Here is a 15,528-nt window from a genome sequence, read left to right on the forward strand (position 1 = left end):
CGAGTGCCCCGGCACAGCGATCAAGCAAAGAAAAGATGCACCGTTCGTAGGGACTCGACAAAGAATCACCCGGGGCGGCTGACCCGCATGACAGAGACCTCGGCAACATGACGGGGTTACTGTGCAGTCGGGGATCCCCCTGACCTGGGGCGCCACAAGGGTTCTCCAGCGGGACGCTGCTCGCATCACACTCTGTGTGGGCAAGCTCACCACTGGGGAAGGGTCGAAAGGCCGTGTGGGCTGTCCCTAAACTCAGCTTGTTTCAAGGAGGGAGCCATCGTGCGCAAGGTGCTCATCGCCAACCGTGGCGAAATCGCTGTCCGCGTTGCCCGGGCCTGCCGGGACGCCGGGATCGCGAGCGTAGCCGTCTACGCCGATCCGGACCGGGACGCTCTGCACGTCCGCGCGGCCGACGAAGCTTTCGCGTTGGGCGGTGACACCCCGGCCGCGAGCTACCTGGACATCTCCAAGGTGCTCCAGGCCGCCGCCGACTCCGGTGCGGACGCCATCCACCCCGGATACGGATTCCTGTCCGAGAACGCCGACTTCGCGCAGGCCGTCATCGACGCCGGCCTGACCTGGATCGGCCCGCCGCCGCAGGCCATCCGCGACCTCGGCGACAAGGTCGCCGCCCGCCACATCGCCCAGCGCGCCGGCGCGCCGCTGGTCGCGGGCACCCCCGACCCCGTCTCGGGTGCCGACGAGGTCGTGGCGTTCGCCAAGGAACACGGCCTGCCGATCGCCATCAAGGCGGCCTTCGGCGGTGGCGGTCGCGGCCTGAAGGTCGCCCGCACCCTCGAAGAGGTCCCCGAGCTCTACGACTCCGCCGTCCGTGAGGCCGTCGCCGCGTTCGGTCGCGGCGAGTGCTTCGTCGAGCGGTACCTCGACAAGCCGCGCCACGTCGAGACGCAGTGCCTGGCCGACTCCCACGGCAACGTGGTCGTCGTCTCCACCCGTGACTGCTCGCTCCAGCGCCGCCACCAGAAGCTGGTCGAGGAGGCCCCCGCGCCGTTCCTGAGCGAGGCTCAGAACGCGGAGCTGTACGCCGCGTCCAAGGCCATCCTGAAGGAAGCCGGCTACGTCGGCGCCGGCACGGTGGAGTTCCTGGTCTCCGCGGACGGCCTGATCTCCTTCCTCGAGGTCAACACCCGCCTCCAGGTCGAACACCCCGTCACCGAAGAGGTCGCCGGCATCGACCTCGTGCGCGAGATGTTCCGCATCGCCGACGGCGAGGAGCTCGGTTACGGCGACCCGGTCCTGCGCGGTCACTCGTTCGAGTTCCGCATCAACGGCGAGGACCCGGGCCGCGGCTTCCTGCCGGCGCCCGGCACCGTCACCAAGTTCGCCCCGCCGACCGGTCCGGGCGTCCGCCTCGACACGGGCGTCGAGTCCGGCAGCGTCATCGGCCCGGCCTGGGACTCCCTCCTCGCCAAGCTGATCGTCACCGGCGCCACCCGCGAGCAGGCGCTGCAGCGCGCGGCCCGCGCGCTCGCCGAGTTCGAGGTCGAGGGCATGGCCACGGCCATCCCCTTCCACCGTGCGGTCGTCACCGACCCCGCGTTCGCGCCCACCGACGGCAACCCGTTCACGGTCTACACCCGCTGGATCGAGACCGAGTTCGTCAACGAGATCCCGGCGTTCGCGGCCCCGGCCGCGGAGGACACCGAGGACGAGCCGGGCCGCGAGACGGTGGTCGTCGAGGTCGGCGGCAAGCGCCTCGAAGTCTCCCTGCCGTCGTCCCTGGGCATGACCCTGGCCCGCACGGCCGCCGCGGGCGGCGCGAAGCCGAAGCGCCGCGCGGCCAAGAAGTCCGGCCCGGCCGCCTCCGGCGACACCCTCGCCTCCCCGATGCAGGGCACGATCGTCAAGGTCGCGGTCGAGGAGGGCCAGCGAGTCGAGGAGGGCGAGCTGATCGTCGTCCTCGAGGCCATGAAGATGGAGCAGCCGCTGAACGCCCACCGCTCGGGCACCATCGTGGGCCTCACGGCCGAGGTCGGCGCGAGCCTGACGTCGGGCGCGACGATCTGCGAGATCAAGGACTGACGTCCCTGACCACCCGTGAGGCCCGGCACCCCTTCAGGGATGCCGGGCCTCACGCCTGTCCGGACGCACCATGCGCATGCGCGCCGCCGCTCCGGGGGCTCCGCCCCCGCACCCCCGCGCCTCAAACGCCAGCGGGGCTGGAATTGCCCTACGGGCAATCCAGCCCCGCCGAGCACGTTCGCGGCCCTGCGGTGGGTGAATCCAGCCCCGCCGGGCACGTTTGCGGCCCTGCCTGGGTGAATCCAGCCCCGCCGGCGTTTGAGGCGCGGGGTCCGGGGCGGAGCCCCGGCAGCTGGCCCGCACGGGCCCACCGGCACCGCACCCGCCACCCGCGCCGCACGGCTAGCGGCGTCGCATGTCCGCGACCCGCGCCCGCTCACCCGCCTGCTCCAGCAGCCCGGCGGGGGCGCTGCGCAGCTGCGCGGACGGCCCGCCACGCCTCTGCACCGGCAGGGGGGACTCCCTCCGGGGACGGCGCCCCGGCATGCCGTCCACCGGAGCCCCGGCGGTCGCCCCGGCCACGGTGATCTGCACGCCCTGATCCGCCAGCGCCTGCAACTCCGTACCGGCCCGGTCGTCGTGCGGCGGCGGCTCGTCCGTCACCAGCCGCGTCATGACGTCCGTCGGCACCGTCTGGAACATGGTGTCCGTACCGAGCTTCGTGTGGTCCGCGAGGACGACCACCTCCGCAGCCGCCTGCACCAGCGCCCGGTCCACGCTCGCGCTCAGCATGTTGGACGTCGACAGGCCGCGCTCGGCCGTCAGGCCGCTGCCCGAGAGGAAGGCCCGGGAGACCCGGAGCCCCTGGAGGGACTGTTCCGCACCACTGCCGACCAGCGCGTAGTTGGAGCCGCGCAGGGTGCCGCCGGTCATGACGACCTCCACCCGGTTGGCGTGCGCCAGCGCCTGGGCGACGAGCAGCGAGTTGGTCACGACGGTCAGGCCGGGCACCCGCGCGAGCCGGCGGGCCAGCTCCTGGGTCGTGGTGCCCGCTCCGACGACGACGGCCTCGCCCTCTTCGACGAGGGAGGCCGCGACATCGGCGATGGCGGTCTTCTCCGCCGTCGCGAGATGGGACTTTTGCGGGAAGCCGGATTCACGGGTGAAACCGCCCGGCAGCACCGCACCGCCGTGCCGGCGGTCGAGGAGTCCTTCTGCCTCCAGTGCCCGCACGTCCCGCCGTACGGTCACTTCGGAGGTCTGGACGACACGGGCGAGCTCCCGGAGCGAAACCGCTCCGTTGGCCCGCACCATTTCGAGGATCAATTGGCGACGTTCTGCAGCGAACACGAAACTGACAGTAACCCCAACGACCGTCTGGTTTCAGCTCCTTGCGCCGGAATACCGAAGTTGTCCATATGGCGGGGCGACTAGTGGTATACGCAGCCCGAGACTTGGGTGAACGTCCGGCCACACCACTGCGCCCCGCCCTCAACTCCCTTGCGATATGCGGCGGTTGGGAGTGAATCAGGCCTCTCCGGCGGCCTTCCGCGTGTGCAGCTGGCGGGCCACCTCGGCGATCGACCCGGACAGCGAGGGGTACACGGTGAACGCGTTTGCGATCTGCTCGACCGTCAGGTTGTTGTCGACCGCGATCGAAATCGGGTGGATCAGCTCGCTGGCGCGCGGGGAGACGACCACGCCGCCCACCACGATGCCGGTGCCCGGACGGCAGAACAGCTTCACGAAGCCGTCCCGGATGCCCTGCATCTTGGCGCGCGGGTTGCGCAGCAGCGGGAGCTTGACGACCCGGGCGTCGATCTTGCCGGCGTCCACGTCCGCCTGGGTGTAGCCGACGGTGGCGATCTCGGGGTCGGTGAAGACGTTCGAGGAGACCGTCTTCAGGTTCAGCGGGGCCACCGCGTCACCGAGGAAGTGGTACATCGCGATACGGCCCTGCATGGCCGCCACCGACGCGAGCGCGAAGATGCCGGTGACGTCACCGGCCGCGTACACGCCCGGCGAGGAGGTGCGGGAGACCTTGTCGGTCCAGATGTGCCCGGACTCCTTGAGCCGGACCCCGGACTCCTCCAGGTTCATGTCCTTGGTGTTCGGGATCGCGCCGACGGCCATCAGGCAGTGCGTACCGGTCAGCACGCGGCCGTCCGAGAGCGTGACCTCCACCCGGTCGCCCACCCGCTTGGCGGATTCGGCGCGGGAGCGTCCGACGACGTTCATGCCGCGGCGGCGGAAGACGTCCTCCAGGACGGCGGCCGCGTCGGGGTCCTCGCCCGGCAGCACGCGGTCGCGGGAGGACACCAGGGTCACGCGGGAACCGAGGGCCTGGTACGCGCCGGCGAACTCGGCGCCGGTGACGCCGGAGCCGACCACGATGAGCTCCTCGGGGAGCTCCTCCAGGTCGTAGACCTGGGTCCAGTTCAGGATGCGCTCCCCGTCGGGCATCGCGTCGGGGATCTCGCGCGGAGTGCCGCCGGTCGCGATCAGCACGGCGTCGGCGGTCAGGATCGTCTCGGTGCCGTCGGCGGCGGTGACGATGACGTCCCGCGTGCCGTCGATGCCCTGCGGACCGCCGAGCTTGCCGCGGCCGCGCACCACGCGGGCGCCGGCCCGGGTGACGGAGGCGGTGATGTCGTGGGACTGGGCGAGCGCCAGGCGCTTGACGCGCCGGTTCACCTTGCCGAGGTCGACGCCGACGACGCGCGCGGCCTGCTCGATGGGCGGCGTGTCGTCCGCGACGACGATGCCGAGCTCTTCGTACGACGAGTCGAAGGTCGTCATGACCTCGGCGGTCGCGATGAGCGTCTTGGAGGGCACGCAGTCGGTCAGCACCGACGCCCCGCCCAGACCGTCGCAGTCGACGACGGTCACCTCCGCACCGAGCTGGGCCCCCACCAGGGCTGCCTCATACCCGCCGGGTCCGCCGCCGATGATCACGATCCGGGTCACGAAAAGTCCGCCTCACGTCTACCCGGCCGGCTGCCGCCCCGGCCGGTGTTCCGGGGGGTCTCCCCGGGGGATGCATTCCGTGCCCCATTGTCCCGCACGCATCAAGGTGCTTCGCGCCCGGTCCCTCCCGAGGGCTCCGTCCGGGGTACCCCCGCCGGGACGGCAGCCGGAACGCGTCCACCGGCACCCCTCCCGTACCCTCGGACTCATGTCGCTCTACGCCGCGTACGCCGGCAACCTCGACCCGCGGCTGATGACGCGCCGCGCCCCGCATTCGCCGCTGCGCGGCACGGGCTGGATCAACGACTGGCGGCTGACCTTCGGCGGCGAGCAGATGGGCTGGGAGGGCGCACTCGCCACGATCGTGGAGGCGCCGCGCCAGCAGGTCTTCGTCGCCCTGTACGACATCGCGCCGCTGGACGAGGACTCGATGGACCGCTGGGAGGGCGTCGGTCTCGACATCTACCGCCGCATGCGGATCCGCGTCCACACCCTGGACGGCGAGGAAGCGGCCTGGTGCTACGTCCTCAACGGTTACGAGGGCGGGCTGCCCTCCGCCCGCTACCTGGGCGAGATCGCCGACGCGGCCGAGTCCGCGGGCGCCCCGCACGACTACGTGATGGAACTCCGCAAGCGCCCCTGCTGACGCCCTCCCCTTCGCCGGCCCGGGCCCACGGGGCCGTCCGGGGACGATTCGGCGGAAACGACAAGGCAACGATCCGAACACCGTGAGCTGTGCCATCTACGCGCGTAGGCGATAAGCGGCTACGCTCGTCGGCGTGAACGCATTTGCTACCGATCCCTTCGCCGCCGCCGACGCCGCCGCCGCCCGCCTGAGCGAGCTCACCGGCGTCGAATCCCACGATGTCGCCCTCGTCATGGGCTCCGGCTGGGCCCCCGCCGCCGAGGCCCTGGGCGCGCCCGAGGCCGAATTCCCGGTCACCGAGCTGCCCGGCTTCCCGCCGCCCGCCGTCGAGGGCCACGGCGGCAAGATCCGCTCGTACAAGATCGGCGACAAGCGCGCGCTGCTCTTCCTCGGCCGGACCCACTACTACGAGGGCCGCGGCGTCGCCGCCGTCGCCCACGGCGTCCGCACGGCCGTCGCTGCCGGCTGCAAGACCGTCGTCCTGACCAACGGCTGCGGCGGTCTGCGCGAGGGCATGAAGCCCGGCCAGCCGGTCCTGATCAGCGACCACCTGAACCTCACGGCCACCTCGCCGATCGTCGGCGCGAACTTCGTGGACCTCACCGACCTCTACTCGCCGCGGCTGCGCGCGATGTGCAAGGAGATCGACGAGACCCTCGAAGAGGGCGTCTACGTCCAGTTCCCCGGCCCGCACTACGAGACCCCGGCCGAGATCAACATGATCCGCGTCATGGGCGCCGACCTGGTCGGCATGTCCACCGTGCTGGAGGCCATCGCCGCCCGCGAGGCCGGCGCCGAGGTGCTCGGCATCTCCCTGGTCACCAACCTGGCGGCGGGCCTGTCCGGCGAGCCCCTGAACCACGAAGAGGTCCTCCAGGCCGGCCGCGACTCGGCCGCCCGCATGGGCACGCTCCTCACGCAGGTCCTCGCCCGCATCTGATCGACTGGTCGACGTACGAGGCAGGCCACGGAAGGTCACGAGAGGTAAGGCGGAAGCAGTGCAGGAACAGGACGACCTGATCACCCGGGCCCAGGCCTGGCTGGCGGAGGACCCCGACCCGGAGACCGCGGCCGAGCTCGCCGCGCTCATCGAGGCGGGCGACACCACCGAGCTCGCGGACCGGTTCTCCGGCACCCTGCAGTTCGGCACGGCCGGGCTGCGCGGTGAGATCGGCGCGGGCCCGATGCGGATGAACCGCTCGGTGGTCATCCGGGCCGCGGCGGGCCTCGCGGCCTACCTGAAGGCCCAGGGCCACGACGGCGGCCTCGTCGTCGTCGGCTACGACGCCCGCTACAAGTCCGAGGACTTCGCCCGCGACACCGCGGCCGTGATGACCGGCGCCGGGCTGCGCGCGGCCATCCTGCCCCGCCCCCTGCCGACGCCCGTCCTCGCCTACGCCATAAGGCACCTGGGCGCCGTCGCCGGCGTCGAGGTCACCGCGAGCCACAACCCTCCCCGGGACAACGGCTACAAGGTCTACCTCGGCGACGGCTCGCAGATCGTCTCCCCCGCGGACGCCGAGATCGCGGGCCACATCGCCCGCGTGACGACGCTCGACTCCGTCGACCGCCCCAAGGACGGCTGGCTGCAGCTCGACGAGGAGGTCCTGGAGGCCTACCTGGCCCGTACGGACGCCGTCCTGACCCCCGGCTCCCCCCGGGGCGTTCGGACCGTCTACACGGCCATGCACGGCGTCGGCAAGGAGGTCGTCCTGGCGGCCTTCGCCCGCGCCGGCTTCCCGGACCCGGTCCTCGTCGCCGAGCAGGCCGAGCCCGACCCGGCCTTCCCCACCGTCGCCTTCCCCAACCCGGAGGAGCCGGGCGCGATGGACCTGGCCTTCGCGAAGGCCGCCGAGGTCAACCCGGACATCGTCATCGCCAACGACCCGGACGCAGACCGCTGCGCGGTGGCCGTGCCCGACGACGGCGGTTGGCGGATGCTGCGCGGCGACGAGGTCGGCGCGCTCCTCGCCGCCCACCTCGTCCACAAGGGCGCACAGGGCACCTTCGCGGAATCGATCGTCTCCTCCAGCCTCCTCGGCCGGATCGCCGAGGCGGCCGGCCTGCCCTACGAGGAGACCCTGACGGGCTTCAAGTGGATCTCCCGCGTGGAGGGCCTGCGCTACGGGTACGAGGAAGCGCTCGGCTATTGCGTGGACCCCGAGGGAGTCCGCGACAAGGACGGCATCACCGCCGCGCTGCTGGTCGCCGAACTGGCCTCGGAGCTCAAGGAGCAGGGCCGCACCCTGACCGACCTGCTGGACGACCTGGCGATGGCCCACGGCCTGCACGCCACCGACCAGCTCTCGGTCCGCGTCTCGGACCTGTCGGTCATCGCCTCGGCGATGGCGGCGCTGCGCGCCGAGCCGCCGACTTCCCTGGCGGGGCTGCGGGTCGTCTCGGCGGAGGACCTCAACGTCGGCTCGGCGGCCCTCCCGCCGACGGACGGCCTGCGCTACTACCTCGACGGCGACTACAAGGCCCGCGTGATCGTCCGCCCGTCGGGCACGGAGCCGAAGCTGAAGTGCTACCTGGAGGTCGTCGTCCCGGTCGCCGAGGCCTCCGACCTCGCCCCGTCCCGCGCGCGCGGCCAGGAGATCCTGGACGCCATCAAAAAGGACCTGGCAGCCGCGGCCGGCATCTGACCCGCCTGCGGCGGCCCGGCCGTACGCCAACGCCCCCCGAGCCCATGGGCTCGGGGGGCGTTGGCGTGGGCGGGTTGGCGCAGGTCGCTCATGGCGCGGGCCGCCCATTCCCCCCTCGACCCCCCGGGCCCGGGCGGTGGCTGCCCACCCGCCTCTTTGGGTGCGGGTGGGTGGGCGGTACGTCGTCCCACTGCTCCGGGGCCTGAACGGTTCGGCGGTGCTGGGGCGGGGAGCCCCGGAGGGGCGGAGGGTGAACAGCCGGTCGGGACCTCGGTGGGCGGTGCCCCGGCCGGTCCGCAGCCAGAGAAGTCTTGGGGGTTTCCCGTCAGTCCCATCGTCCTTCCGCGTCGGGCCGGCCTGTCAAGGGCGCTCCCTTCGGTCGCGTCGCTGCGCGACGGCCTTCGGCCGCCCTTGACAGACCGTCCCGCCACGGAAAGACAAGGACTGCCGGGAACCCCCCAAAGGAACGGGCCGGGCCAGAGATTCCAACACGGGCCCACAGCAACGCCCGACCAGGCTCCGGGACAGCGGGCCTCACCTCGGGCCGCCCACCTCGCCCTCCGGGCCGCACAGGCGGCCACACCCCTCCAAAGGTCGACCACAAGAGCCTGAGCGGCAGGAAGGGCGCATCAAATCGCTACGCGCTCCTCACGTCTCAGCGTCCGGCCCCCGCCTGAGGCTGGTCACGCACCAGATCGCTACGCGCTTCTCCCCGACGGCGCCCACGGCCTCTTCGGGCTGGTCATAAGCCGCCCACGATCGCTACGCGCTTCTCCACGACCGCGACTGACCCCCGTCCGGGGCCGATACTCGCGGTGACCCGAACACAGCCGCCAGACGCCGTCATGGAAGACGATTCAAGGGTGTAGGCGGCTTATGTCCAGCCCACGGCAGCCGTCGGACGCCGTCAAAGAGGAGCGCGTAGCGATCTGGGGCGTGACCAGCCCCAGACGGTCGTCAGACGCCGAGACGCGAGGAGCGCGTAGCGATTTGACGCGCCCTTCCTCCCGCCGAGGGGCTTGTGGTGGGGGTTTCGGGGAGGGTGGCCGCCTGCCCGGCCCGGCCCGTGGGCTTGGTGGCCCGAGGAGGGGTCTGCCCCACCTCAACCGGGTCAAGCATTGCTGTCGGCCCGTCTTGGAATCTCTGGCCCGGCCCGTTCCTTTGGGGGGTTCCCGGCAGTCCTTGTCTTTCCGTGGCGGGACGGTCTGTCAAGGGCGGCCGAAGGCCGTCGCGCAGCGACGCGACCGAAGGGAGCGCCCTTGACAGGCCGGCCCGACGCGGAAGGACGATGGGACTGACGGGAAACCCCCAAGACTTCTCTGGCTGCGGACCGGCCGGGGCACCGCCCACCGAGGTCCCGACCGGCTGTTCACCCTCCGCCCCTCCGGGGCTCCCCGCCCCAGCACCCCGAACCGTTCAGACCCCGGAGCAGTGGGACGACGTACCGCCCACCCACCCGCACCCAAAGAGGCGGGTGGGCAGCCACCGCCTGGGCTTGGGGGGTCGAGGGGGGAATGGGCGGCCCGCGCCACGAGCGACCTACGCCAACCCGCCCCCGCCCCCGATCACCTCGCCGTAGCCCCCGGCGAGGCCGACGGGCGGGCGATTTCGCCGAGGGTCGGGACCGACTCCGGGCGGGAGCGGACGGCGTCGGTGCATTCCCAGGTGCGCGGCGGGTCCGCGTCCGGGCCGCCCAGGGTGACCGGTCGGCCGGGGCCCGCCGAGATCGTCTCGTTGCCCGCCAGGGTGCACACGAGCTGGGAGAGCGCCACCGGGGGGAGGTCCTCCGGCTTGCGGCTCAGCCGTACCGTGCCCGCCGGGTCGCCGGACCTCGGCGCGGTGGCCATCAGTTGGTCCGGGACACCCGTCGTGAAGCCGGCGTCCCGTTCCTGTGCGGACAGCGGCTTCTCCAGGGCCTCCAGCAGCGCCTGCGCGATGAGCGCCACGGGGTCCTTCAGCGACCCGCGCTTCTCGGGCACCGGGACGACCCGTTCCACGCCGACCAGCTGCGATCCGCAGACCAGTTCCACCGTGGCGCGGAAGCCCTGCACCGTGTTCTGCCCGCTCGGCTGCGCCGGGGTGTCGCAGGACACCCTGGAGGGCGCCGGGCCGACGTCCACCGGCACGGTCGTGGCGCGGATCCCGCACCCCGTCGCCGACGCGGCGACGACGGCCAGGAGCAGGGCCGAAGCCACCGGTCCCACCGGCAGCGCCCTACGCATCCTGCTCACCCGCCAGTACCTTCCCCACGTCCACGGGCAGGCGCAGCGTGAACAGCGCACCTGCCCCGGCCACGTTGGCGGCGGTGATGTCGCCGCCGTGAATGTGCGCGTTCTCCATGGCGATCGACAGCCCGAGACCGCTGCCGTCCGACTTCGGGCGCGACGCGCTCGCCTTGTAGAAGCGGTCGAAGACGTGCGGCAGGACCTCCTCCGGGATGCCCGGGCCGTTGTCCTGGACCGCGATGACGAGCCACTCGTCCTCCACCGACACCGACACCCGCACCGGCGAGCCGCCGTGCTTGAGCGCGTTGCCGATGAGGTTGGCCAGGATCACGTCGAGACGGCGCGGGTCGAGGCGCGCCACGATGTCGCGTCCGGCGTCGAGTTCGACCGCGTCGAGCCAGGCCCGTGCGTCGATGCAGGCCGTGACCTGGTCGGCGACGTTGACGTCGTCGAGGACCAGCTTGGCCGTTCCCGCGTCGAAGCGGGTGACCTCCATCAGGTTCTCCACCAGGTCGTTGAGGCGGCGCGTCTCGCTGACGACCAGCGCCACCGCCGGCGCGATCATCGGGTCGAGGTCGTCGACCTCCTCCTCCAACACCTCGGCGACGGCGGTCAACGCGGTGAGCGGCGTGCGCAGTTCGTGGGACATGTCCGCGACGAAGCGCCTGCTCGCCTCCTCCCGCGCGCTCATGTCGGCGACCTTCTTCTCCAGCGCCTCCGCCGTCTTGTTGAAGGTGCGGGAGAGGTCGGCGAGTTCGTCCGTGCCGCGCACGTCGAGCCGGTGGTCGAGTTCGCCCTCGCCGAGCCGCCGAGCCGCGTCGCCGAGCCGCTGTACGGGCTTGAGCACGGTGCGGGCCGCGGCCTGGGCGAGCAGCGCGGAGCCGAGCAGGGCGAGGCCGGTCGCGATCGTCAGGGACCAGCCGAGCGCGTTGAGGTCGTCCCGTTCCTGGGCGAGCGACTTGTACATGTAGCCGGTCGGTCCGCCGCCCACGATCCGCGTCCCGCCGACCAGGTACGGGTTGCCGTTCGGCTTCGTCCGCTGCCAGTACATGTGGTACTCGGCGTCGTTGGCCGAGGTGGTCTTCTGACGGTCGTTCACCGCGTGCTGGAGGGACTTCGGTACGTCGCCCAGCCCGAAGGGGTCGGAGCCGCCGGTGCCGATCACCTGATGGTGGTCCTTGGTCTCGTCGACCAGCAGCACGCTGTACCCGGGGCTCTTGCCCGCCATGAGTTCCGCGGTGCGCTGGAGCTCCTCCGCCGTGGGGTCGGCGGGCAGGGCCGCGGCCCTGTCCTGCATCTCCCGCCGGAAGTCGCCGAGGGCGGCGTCCTGGGTACGGGTGAGCACCGCCTCGCGGTTGAGCCAGTAGGCGATGCCGGAGGCGGAGACGGCGGCGGTCAGTGCGACCAGCGCGAAGACGATGAGGAGCCGCAGCCGCAGGCTGGTCCAGCGCCGGCCCGCGAGCAGCGCGCGGATCACTGCGGGGAGTCCAGGCGGTATCCGACGCCCCGGACCGTGCGGATCAGGGTGGGCGAGGACGGTACGTCCTCGACCTTGGCGCGCAGCCGCTGCACACAGGCGTCGACGAGCCGCGAGTCGCCGAGGTAGTCGTGTTCCCAGACGAGGCGCAGGAGTTGCTGGCGTGACAGTGCCTGTCCGGGCCTGCGGCTGAGCTCCAGCAGCAGCCTCAGCTCGGTCGGGGTGAGCTGGAGGTCCTCGCCGTTCTTGGTGACCGTCATGGCGGCGCGGTCGATGACGAGGGAGCCGAAGCTCGCCGAGTCGCTGGACTCGCGCTCGCCGCGGCGCAGCACGGCACGGATGCGGGCGTCGAGGACACGCCCCTGGACGGGCTTGACCACGTAGTCGTCGGCACCGGACTCCAGACCGACGACCACGTCGATGTCGTCGCTGCGCGCGGTGAGCAGGATGATCGGCAGCTGGTCGGTGCGGCGGATCCGCCGGCACACCTCGAAGCCGTCGATCCCGGGCAGCATGACGTCCAGCACGATCAGGTCCGGCCGCTGCTCGCGCAGCAGTTTCAGGCCGTCCTCGCCCGTCGCCGCGGTGGCCACACGGTGGCCCTGGCGTGACAGGGAGAGTTCGAGGGCCGTGCGGATGGCGTCGTCGTCCTCGATCAGCAACAGGAAAGGCACGGGCTCATTCTGTCCCATGTGCCGTCGGGAGTTCGACCGTCGGGAGTACGTGATCTGCGCGGGGGCCGCTGTGACAGTGCTGTGACAGTCGACGGACACCCCGGTTAAGTCGGCCGGGCAGGCTTCTGTCAACGCACCAAGCACAACGGTCCGAAGCAGACACACTCCACGACGGGGGGCGCGAGATGAACACGCTGCACAGCACCACGACCAGCGCGGTTGTCACGCGGCTGCACGATGTGAACCGCCGGGCGGGTGTCCGTTCGGTGGCGGTCGCCCGTCCCCGACCGGCGCACGTCGTAGCCATTGACGCTCAGAAGTACGAAGCGGTTCCCGCGCAGCGCACCCCGTCCTCGGCGTCCGAGGCGGAGTTCACCGCGTACGTCCAGGAGCGGCGTGCCGCCCTGTACGCGACGGCCTTCCACCTCACCGGCGACCGGCACGAGGCCGAGGACCTGCTGCAGAGCGCGCTGTTCTCGACGTACCGCGCCTGGGACCGGATCAGTGACAAGGCGGCGGTCGGCGGCTACCTGCGGCGGACCATGACGAACCTGCACATCAGTGCCTGGCGCCGGCGCAAGCTGAACGAGTACCCGACGGAGGAACTGCCGGAGACGGCCTCCGACACGGACGCGATGCGCGGTACGGAGCTGCGTGCGGTGCTGTGGCAGGCGCTGGCCCGGATCCCGGAGCCGCAGCGCACGATGCTGGTGCTGCGCTACTACGAGGGCCGTACGGACCCGGAGATCGCGGAGATCCTCGGGATCAGCGTCGGCACGGTGAAGTCCAGCATCTGGCGCTCGCTGCGGCGTCTGCGCGAGGACGAGGCGCTGAGCTTCGGCGCCGACGAGGCGGAGTCCTTCGAGGAGCTCGTCGCCTGACGAGCCCCGACGAGCCAACGGCCGGGGGGCCGCCCTGCGGGGGTGGGGCGGCGGCCATGGGGGGAGAGCGCGGGATCGGTCGGACGGGGGTCCGATCGGTCCCGCGCTTTCATGTGTCCGCGGCGTCGCCCGTGGGCAATTTCACCGTCAACAAGAACCTGACCCTGTCGGGGGCGACGGGTGCCACCCTGGACGGTGGCGGCACCGGCACCACGCTGACGGTCACCGCGGGCGTCACGGTGTCGGTGAACAGGCTGACCGTCAGCGGCGGCTCCGCGAGCAACGGCGGTGGCGTCCACAACAGCGGCACGCTGTCGTTCAACCGCGTCACGGTCAGCGGGAACACGGCGATCTTCACCGCCGGCGGCACCGGCGGAGGCGGCGGCGTCTACAACGCGCCCGGCGCCAGTCTGTCGATGAACCAGTCGGCGGTGACCGGCAACATCGCCGGCGTCCTGAACGCGAACGGGCTCGCCGGCTTCGGCGGTGGCATCAGCAACTGGGGCACGCTCTCGCTGAACAATTCGACGGTCAGTTCCAACACCGGTCAGTACGGCGGTGGGCTGCTCCTCTTGAACTTCGGCCCGGTGACGCTGAACGGTTCCACGGTGACCCTGAACAGCGCGCCCGGCGGGCAGGGCGGCGGCATCAACAACGACGGCGGCACCCTGCGGCTGAACCGCTCCACGATCAGCTTCAACAACGCGGACGGAGGCGGCGAGGGCGGCGGCATCTACAACCGGATCCCCGTGACGACGAACCGGTCGTCGATCGTCAACAACACCGTCGACGGGAACACCAGTAACTGCGCCGGCCCCGTCGGCGTTCCCGGCTGCGTCGGCTAGGCGGCGGTCGCGGAGGCGGTGGTCGCCGCGCGGTGGCGGCCGGCGGCGGCTGCCGCGAGGCGGCCGAGGGCCTCGTCGGGGCCGCAGGCGTGGGCGCCGAGGGCGGTGTGCCGGGCCACGATGCCGCGCTCGGCGCGCATCAGGCGCCAGCCCCTGCGCAGCAGGAACGGCAGGGACTTGCGGCCTTCGCGCATGTCGCGGGCGAGGCGGCGGCGGAAGGTGGTGGACGGGCGGCCGCGCAGGCAGATCGCGTCTGCGAGGAGGCCGAGTTCCTGGCAGCGGGCGGCGATGTCGGCGGCGAAGATGCCCTCCGCTATGAACAGCGGTGTGCGGGAGATGTCCAGGGTCTCGGTGCCGGTGCGGGAGCTGGTCGCGATGTCGTACACGGGCACCTCGGTGCGTCCGGTGCGGCACAGTTCGGCGACGGCCGCGACGGCGACGTCCGCGTCCCACGACAGCGGGGAGTCCCAGTCGATGTCGGAGCTTCCCTCGACCAGCGGCAGGGTCGGGTCGTCGCCCTCCTTGTAGAAGTCGTCCAGGCGCAGCACCGGCAGGCCCGAACGGGCGGCCAGCGAGGACTTGCCGGAGCCCGAGGGCCCGGTCAGCAGGACGACGCGCGTAGGCAGGGGAGAAGAACAGCTCACGGGACACCAGTGTGAAGCATTACCCCGCGTAGGGGATCCTCCCGGTGGCCGGTTGGTGTCGATATCACACCTCGACTACGCTGCGTGCGCACGCGACTACCACTTCAGGCACCAGGCACCTCAGGGCGGGAACCCATGGCACGTCACGCAGCCCCTTCCGTACCGAACCGGCTCCGCAGCGCGGGCCTGACGGTCTCGATGGCCGGTGCGGCCCTGGCGATGGCCGCCGGTGGGGCGCAGGCCGGTGAGCTCGACGTCCCGGCGGCGCTGGCCGGGGTCGCGAACCCCGTCTCGAACCTCAAGGTGAACCCCCTGGCCAACACCGGTGTGGACCCGCTCGACAACGGGGTCGCCACCCAGGTCGCGGACTTCCCCGCGGTCGGCACGGGCATGGTCACCGGCAGCCTGACCCGCGGTTCCTCGGTCGGCGAGCTGCCGACGGCCGCCGTGTCCTCGCTGCTCGGGCCGGTGCTCCCCAAGGCGTAGGCGGACGCGGGAAGGCCCCGGCAGGCGGGGGAACGCTGCCGGGGCCGGTCTTGGG

13 protein-coding genes are annotated in these 15,528 nt (G+C 71.8%); 7 read left to right on the forward strand and 6 right to left on the reverse strand.

The genetic code is table 11. From position 1 onward, the window contains the following. Nucleotides 1-279 precede the first annotated feature (279 nt). Entirely contained in the window at nt 280-2,043 is a 1,764-nt protein-coding gene (locus ACIQ5Y_RS10665) for an acetyl/propionyl/methylcrotonyl-CoA carboxylase subunit alpha (RefSeq protein WP_403877826.1), read from the forward strand. Nucleotides 2,044-2,385: 342 nt separating this feature from the next. On the opposite strand, the gene ACIQ5Y_RS10670 is transcribed toward ACIQ5Y_RS10665, so the two are convergent. Next, nucleotides 2,386-3,333: a DeoR/GlpR family DNA-binding transcription regulator gene (locus ACIQ5Y_RS10670; protein ID WP_403877829.1), complete on the reverse strand. Its 948-nt coding sequence runs from the start codon at nt 3,331-3,333 to the stop codon at nt 2,386-2,388. 177 nt (nt 3,334-3,510) lie between these two features. Next, nucleotides 3,511-4,950: an NAD(P)H-quinone dehydrogenase gene (locus ACIQ5Y_RS10675; RefSeq protein ID WP_384744702.1), complete on the reverse strand. Its 1,440-nt coding sequence runs from the start codon at nt 4,948-4,950 to the stop codon at nt 3,511-3,513. A 208-nt stretch (nt 4,951-5,158) separates the two neighbouring features. Between ACIQ5Y_RS10675 and ACIQ5Y_RS10680 the strand changes: the two genes are divergently transcribed. From ACIQ5Y_RS10680 to ACIQ5Y_RS10690, 3 genes are all read left to right on the forward strand, one after another. Continuing rightward, the gene (locus ACIQ5Y_RS10680) at nt 5,159-5,596 is read left to right on the forward strand and encodes a gamma-glutamylcyclotransferase (protein ID WP_007266087.1); all 438 of its coding nucleotides are present in this window, start codon (nt 5,159-5,161) and stop codon (nt 5,594-5,596) included. Nucleotides 5,597-5,729: 133 nt separating this feature from the next. Then, a complete protein-coding gene (locus tag ACIQ5Y_RS10685; protein ID WP_403877833.1) occupies nt 5,730-6,536 on the forward strand; it encodes a purine-nucleoside phosphorylase in 807 nt (268 codons plus the stop codon). A gap of 58 nt (nt 6,537-6,594) precedes the next feature. Beyond that, nucleotides 6,595-8,241, forward strand: coding sequence for a phospho-sugar mutase (locus ACIQ5Y_RS10690; RefSeq protein ID WP_403877836.1), 1,647 nt, complete (start codon nt 6,595-6,597; stop codon nt 8,239-8,241). Nucleotides 8,242-9,806: 1,565 nt separating this feature from the next. On the opposite strand, the gene ACIQ5Y_RS10695 is transcribed toward ACIQ5Y_RS10690, so the two are convergent. The 3 genes from ACIQ5Y_RS10695 to afsQ1 are packed head-to-tail and all read right to left on the reverse strand — an operon-like array spanning nt 9,807 to nt 12,617. After that, nucleotides 9,807-10,463 (reverse strand): hypothetical protein, encoded by a 657-nt coding sequence (locus tag ACIQ5Y_RS10695; protein WP_403878196.1) that lies wholly within the window; start codon nt 10,461-10,463, stop codon nt 9,807-9,809. Continuing rightward, nucleotides 10,456-11,943 carry an ATP-binding protein gene (locus ACIQ5Y_RS10700; RefSeq protein WP_403877839.1) on the reverse strand — a complete coding sequence of 496 codons (1,488 nt, stop codon included), beginning with the start codon at nt 11,941-11,943 and terminating at the stop codon, nt 10,456-10,458. The genes ACIQ5Y_RS10695 and ACIQ5Y_RS10700 overlap by 8 nt, the downstream gene beginning before the upstream one ends. Then, nucleotides 11,940-12,617 carry a two-component system response regulator AfsQ1 gene (gene afsQ1 / locus ACIQ5Y_RS10705; protein ID WP_063754818.1) on the reverse strand — a complete coding sequence of 226 codons (678 nt, stop codon included), beginning with the start codon at nt 12,615-12,617 and terminating at the stop codon, nt 11,940-11,942. The genes ACIQ5Y_RS10700 and afsQ1 overlap by 4 nt, the downstream gene beginning before the upstream one ends. A gap of 185 nt (nt 12,618-12,802) precedes the next feature. On the opposite strand from afsQ1, the gene ACIQ5Y_RS10710 reads away from it, so the two are divergent. Together ACIQ5Y_RS10710 and ACIQ5Y_RS10715 are read left to right on the forward strand one after the other, a co-directional pair. Further along, a complete protein-coding gene (locus tag ACIQ5Y_RS10710) occupies nt 12,803-13,498 on the forward strand; it encodes a SigE family RNA polymerase sigma factor (RefSeq protein ID WP_403877842.1) in 696 nt (231 codons plus the stop codon). Nucleotides 13,499-13,629: 131 nt separating this feature from the next. Next, on the forward strand, nt 13,630-14,343 hold the full coding sequence (locus tag ACIQ5Y_RS10715) for a hypothetical protein (protein WP_403877845.1): 714 nt from the start codon (nt 13,630-13,632) through the stop codon (nt 14,341-14,343). Here the strand turns inward: ACIQ5Y_RS10715 and ACIQ5Y_RS10720 are convergent. Continuing rightward, entirely contained in the window at nt 14,340-15,050 is a 711-nt protein-coding gene (locus tag ACIQ5Y_RS10720; RefSeq protein ID WP_403878199.1) for a uridine kinase, read from the reverse strand. The two genes, ACIQ5Y_RS10715 and ACIQ5Y_RS10720, sit on opposite strands and share 4 nt — an antisense overlap. A gap of 72 nt (nt 15,051-15,122) precedes the next feature. Here ACIQ5Y_RS10720 and ACIQ5Y_RS10725 point away from each other — a divergent pair, with 72 nt between their 5' ends. Further along, a complete protein-coding gene (locus ACIQ5Y_RS10725; RefSeq protein ID WP_403877848.1) occupies nt 15,123-15,473 on the forward strand; it encodes a hypothetical protein in 351 nt (116 codons plus the stop codon). Nucleotides 15,474-15,528: the final 55 nt, after the last annotated feature.

It is taken from the genome of Streptomyces sp. NPDC096339, assembly GCF_044762985.1.
GTDB lineage: Bacteria > Actinomycetota > Actinomycetes > Streptomycetales > Streptomycetaceae > Streptomyces.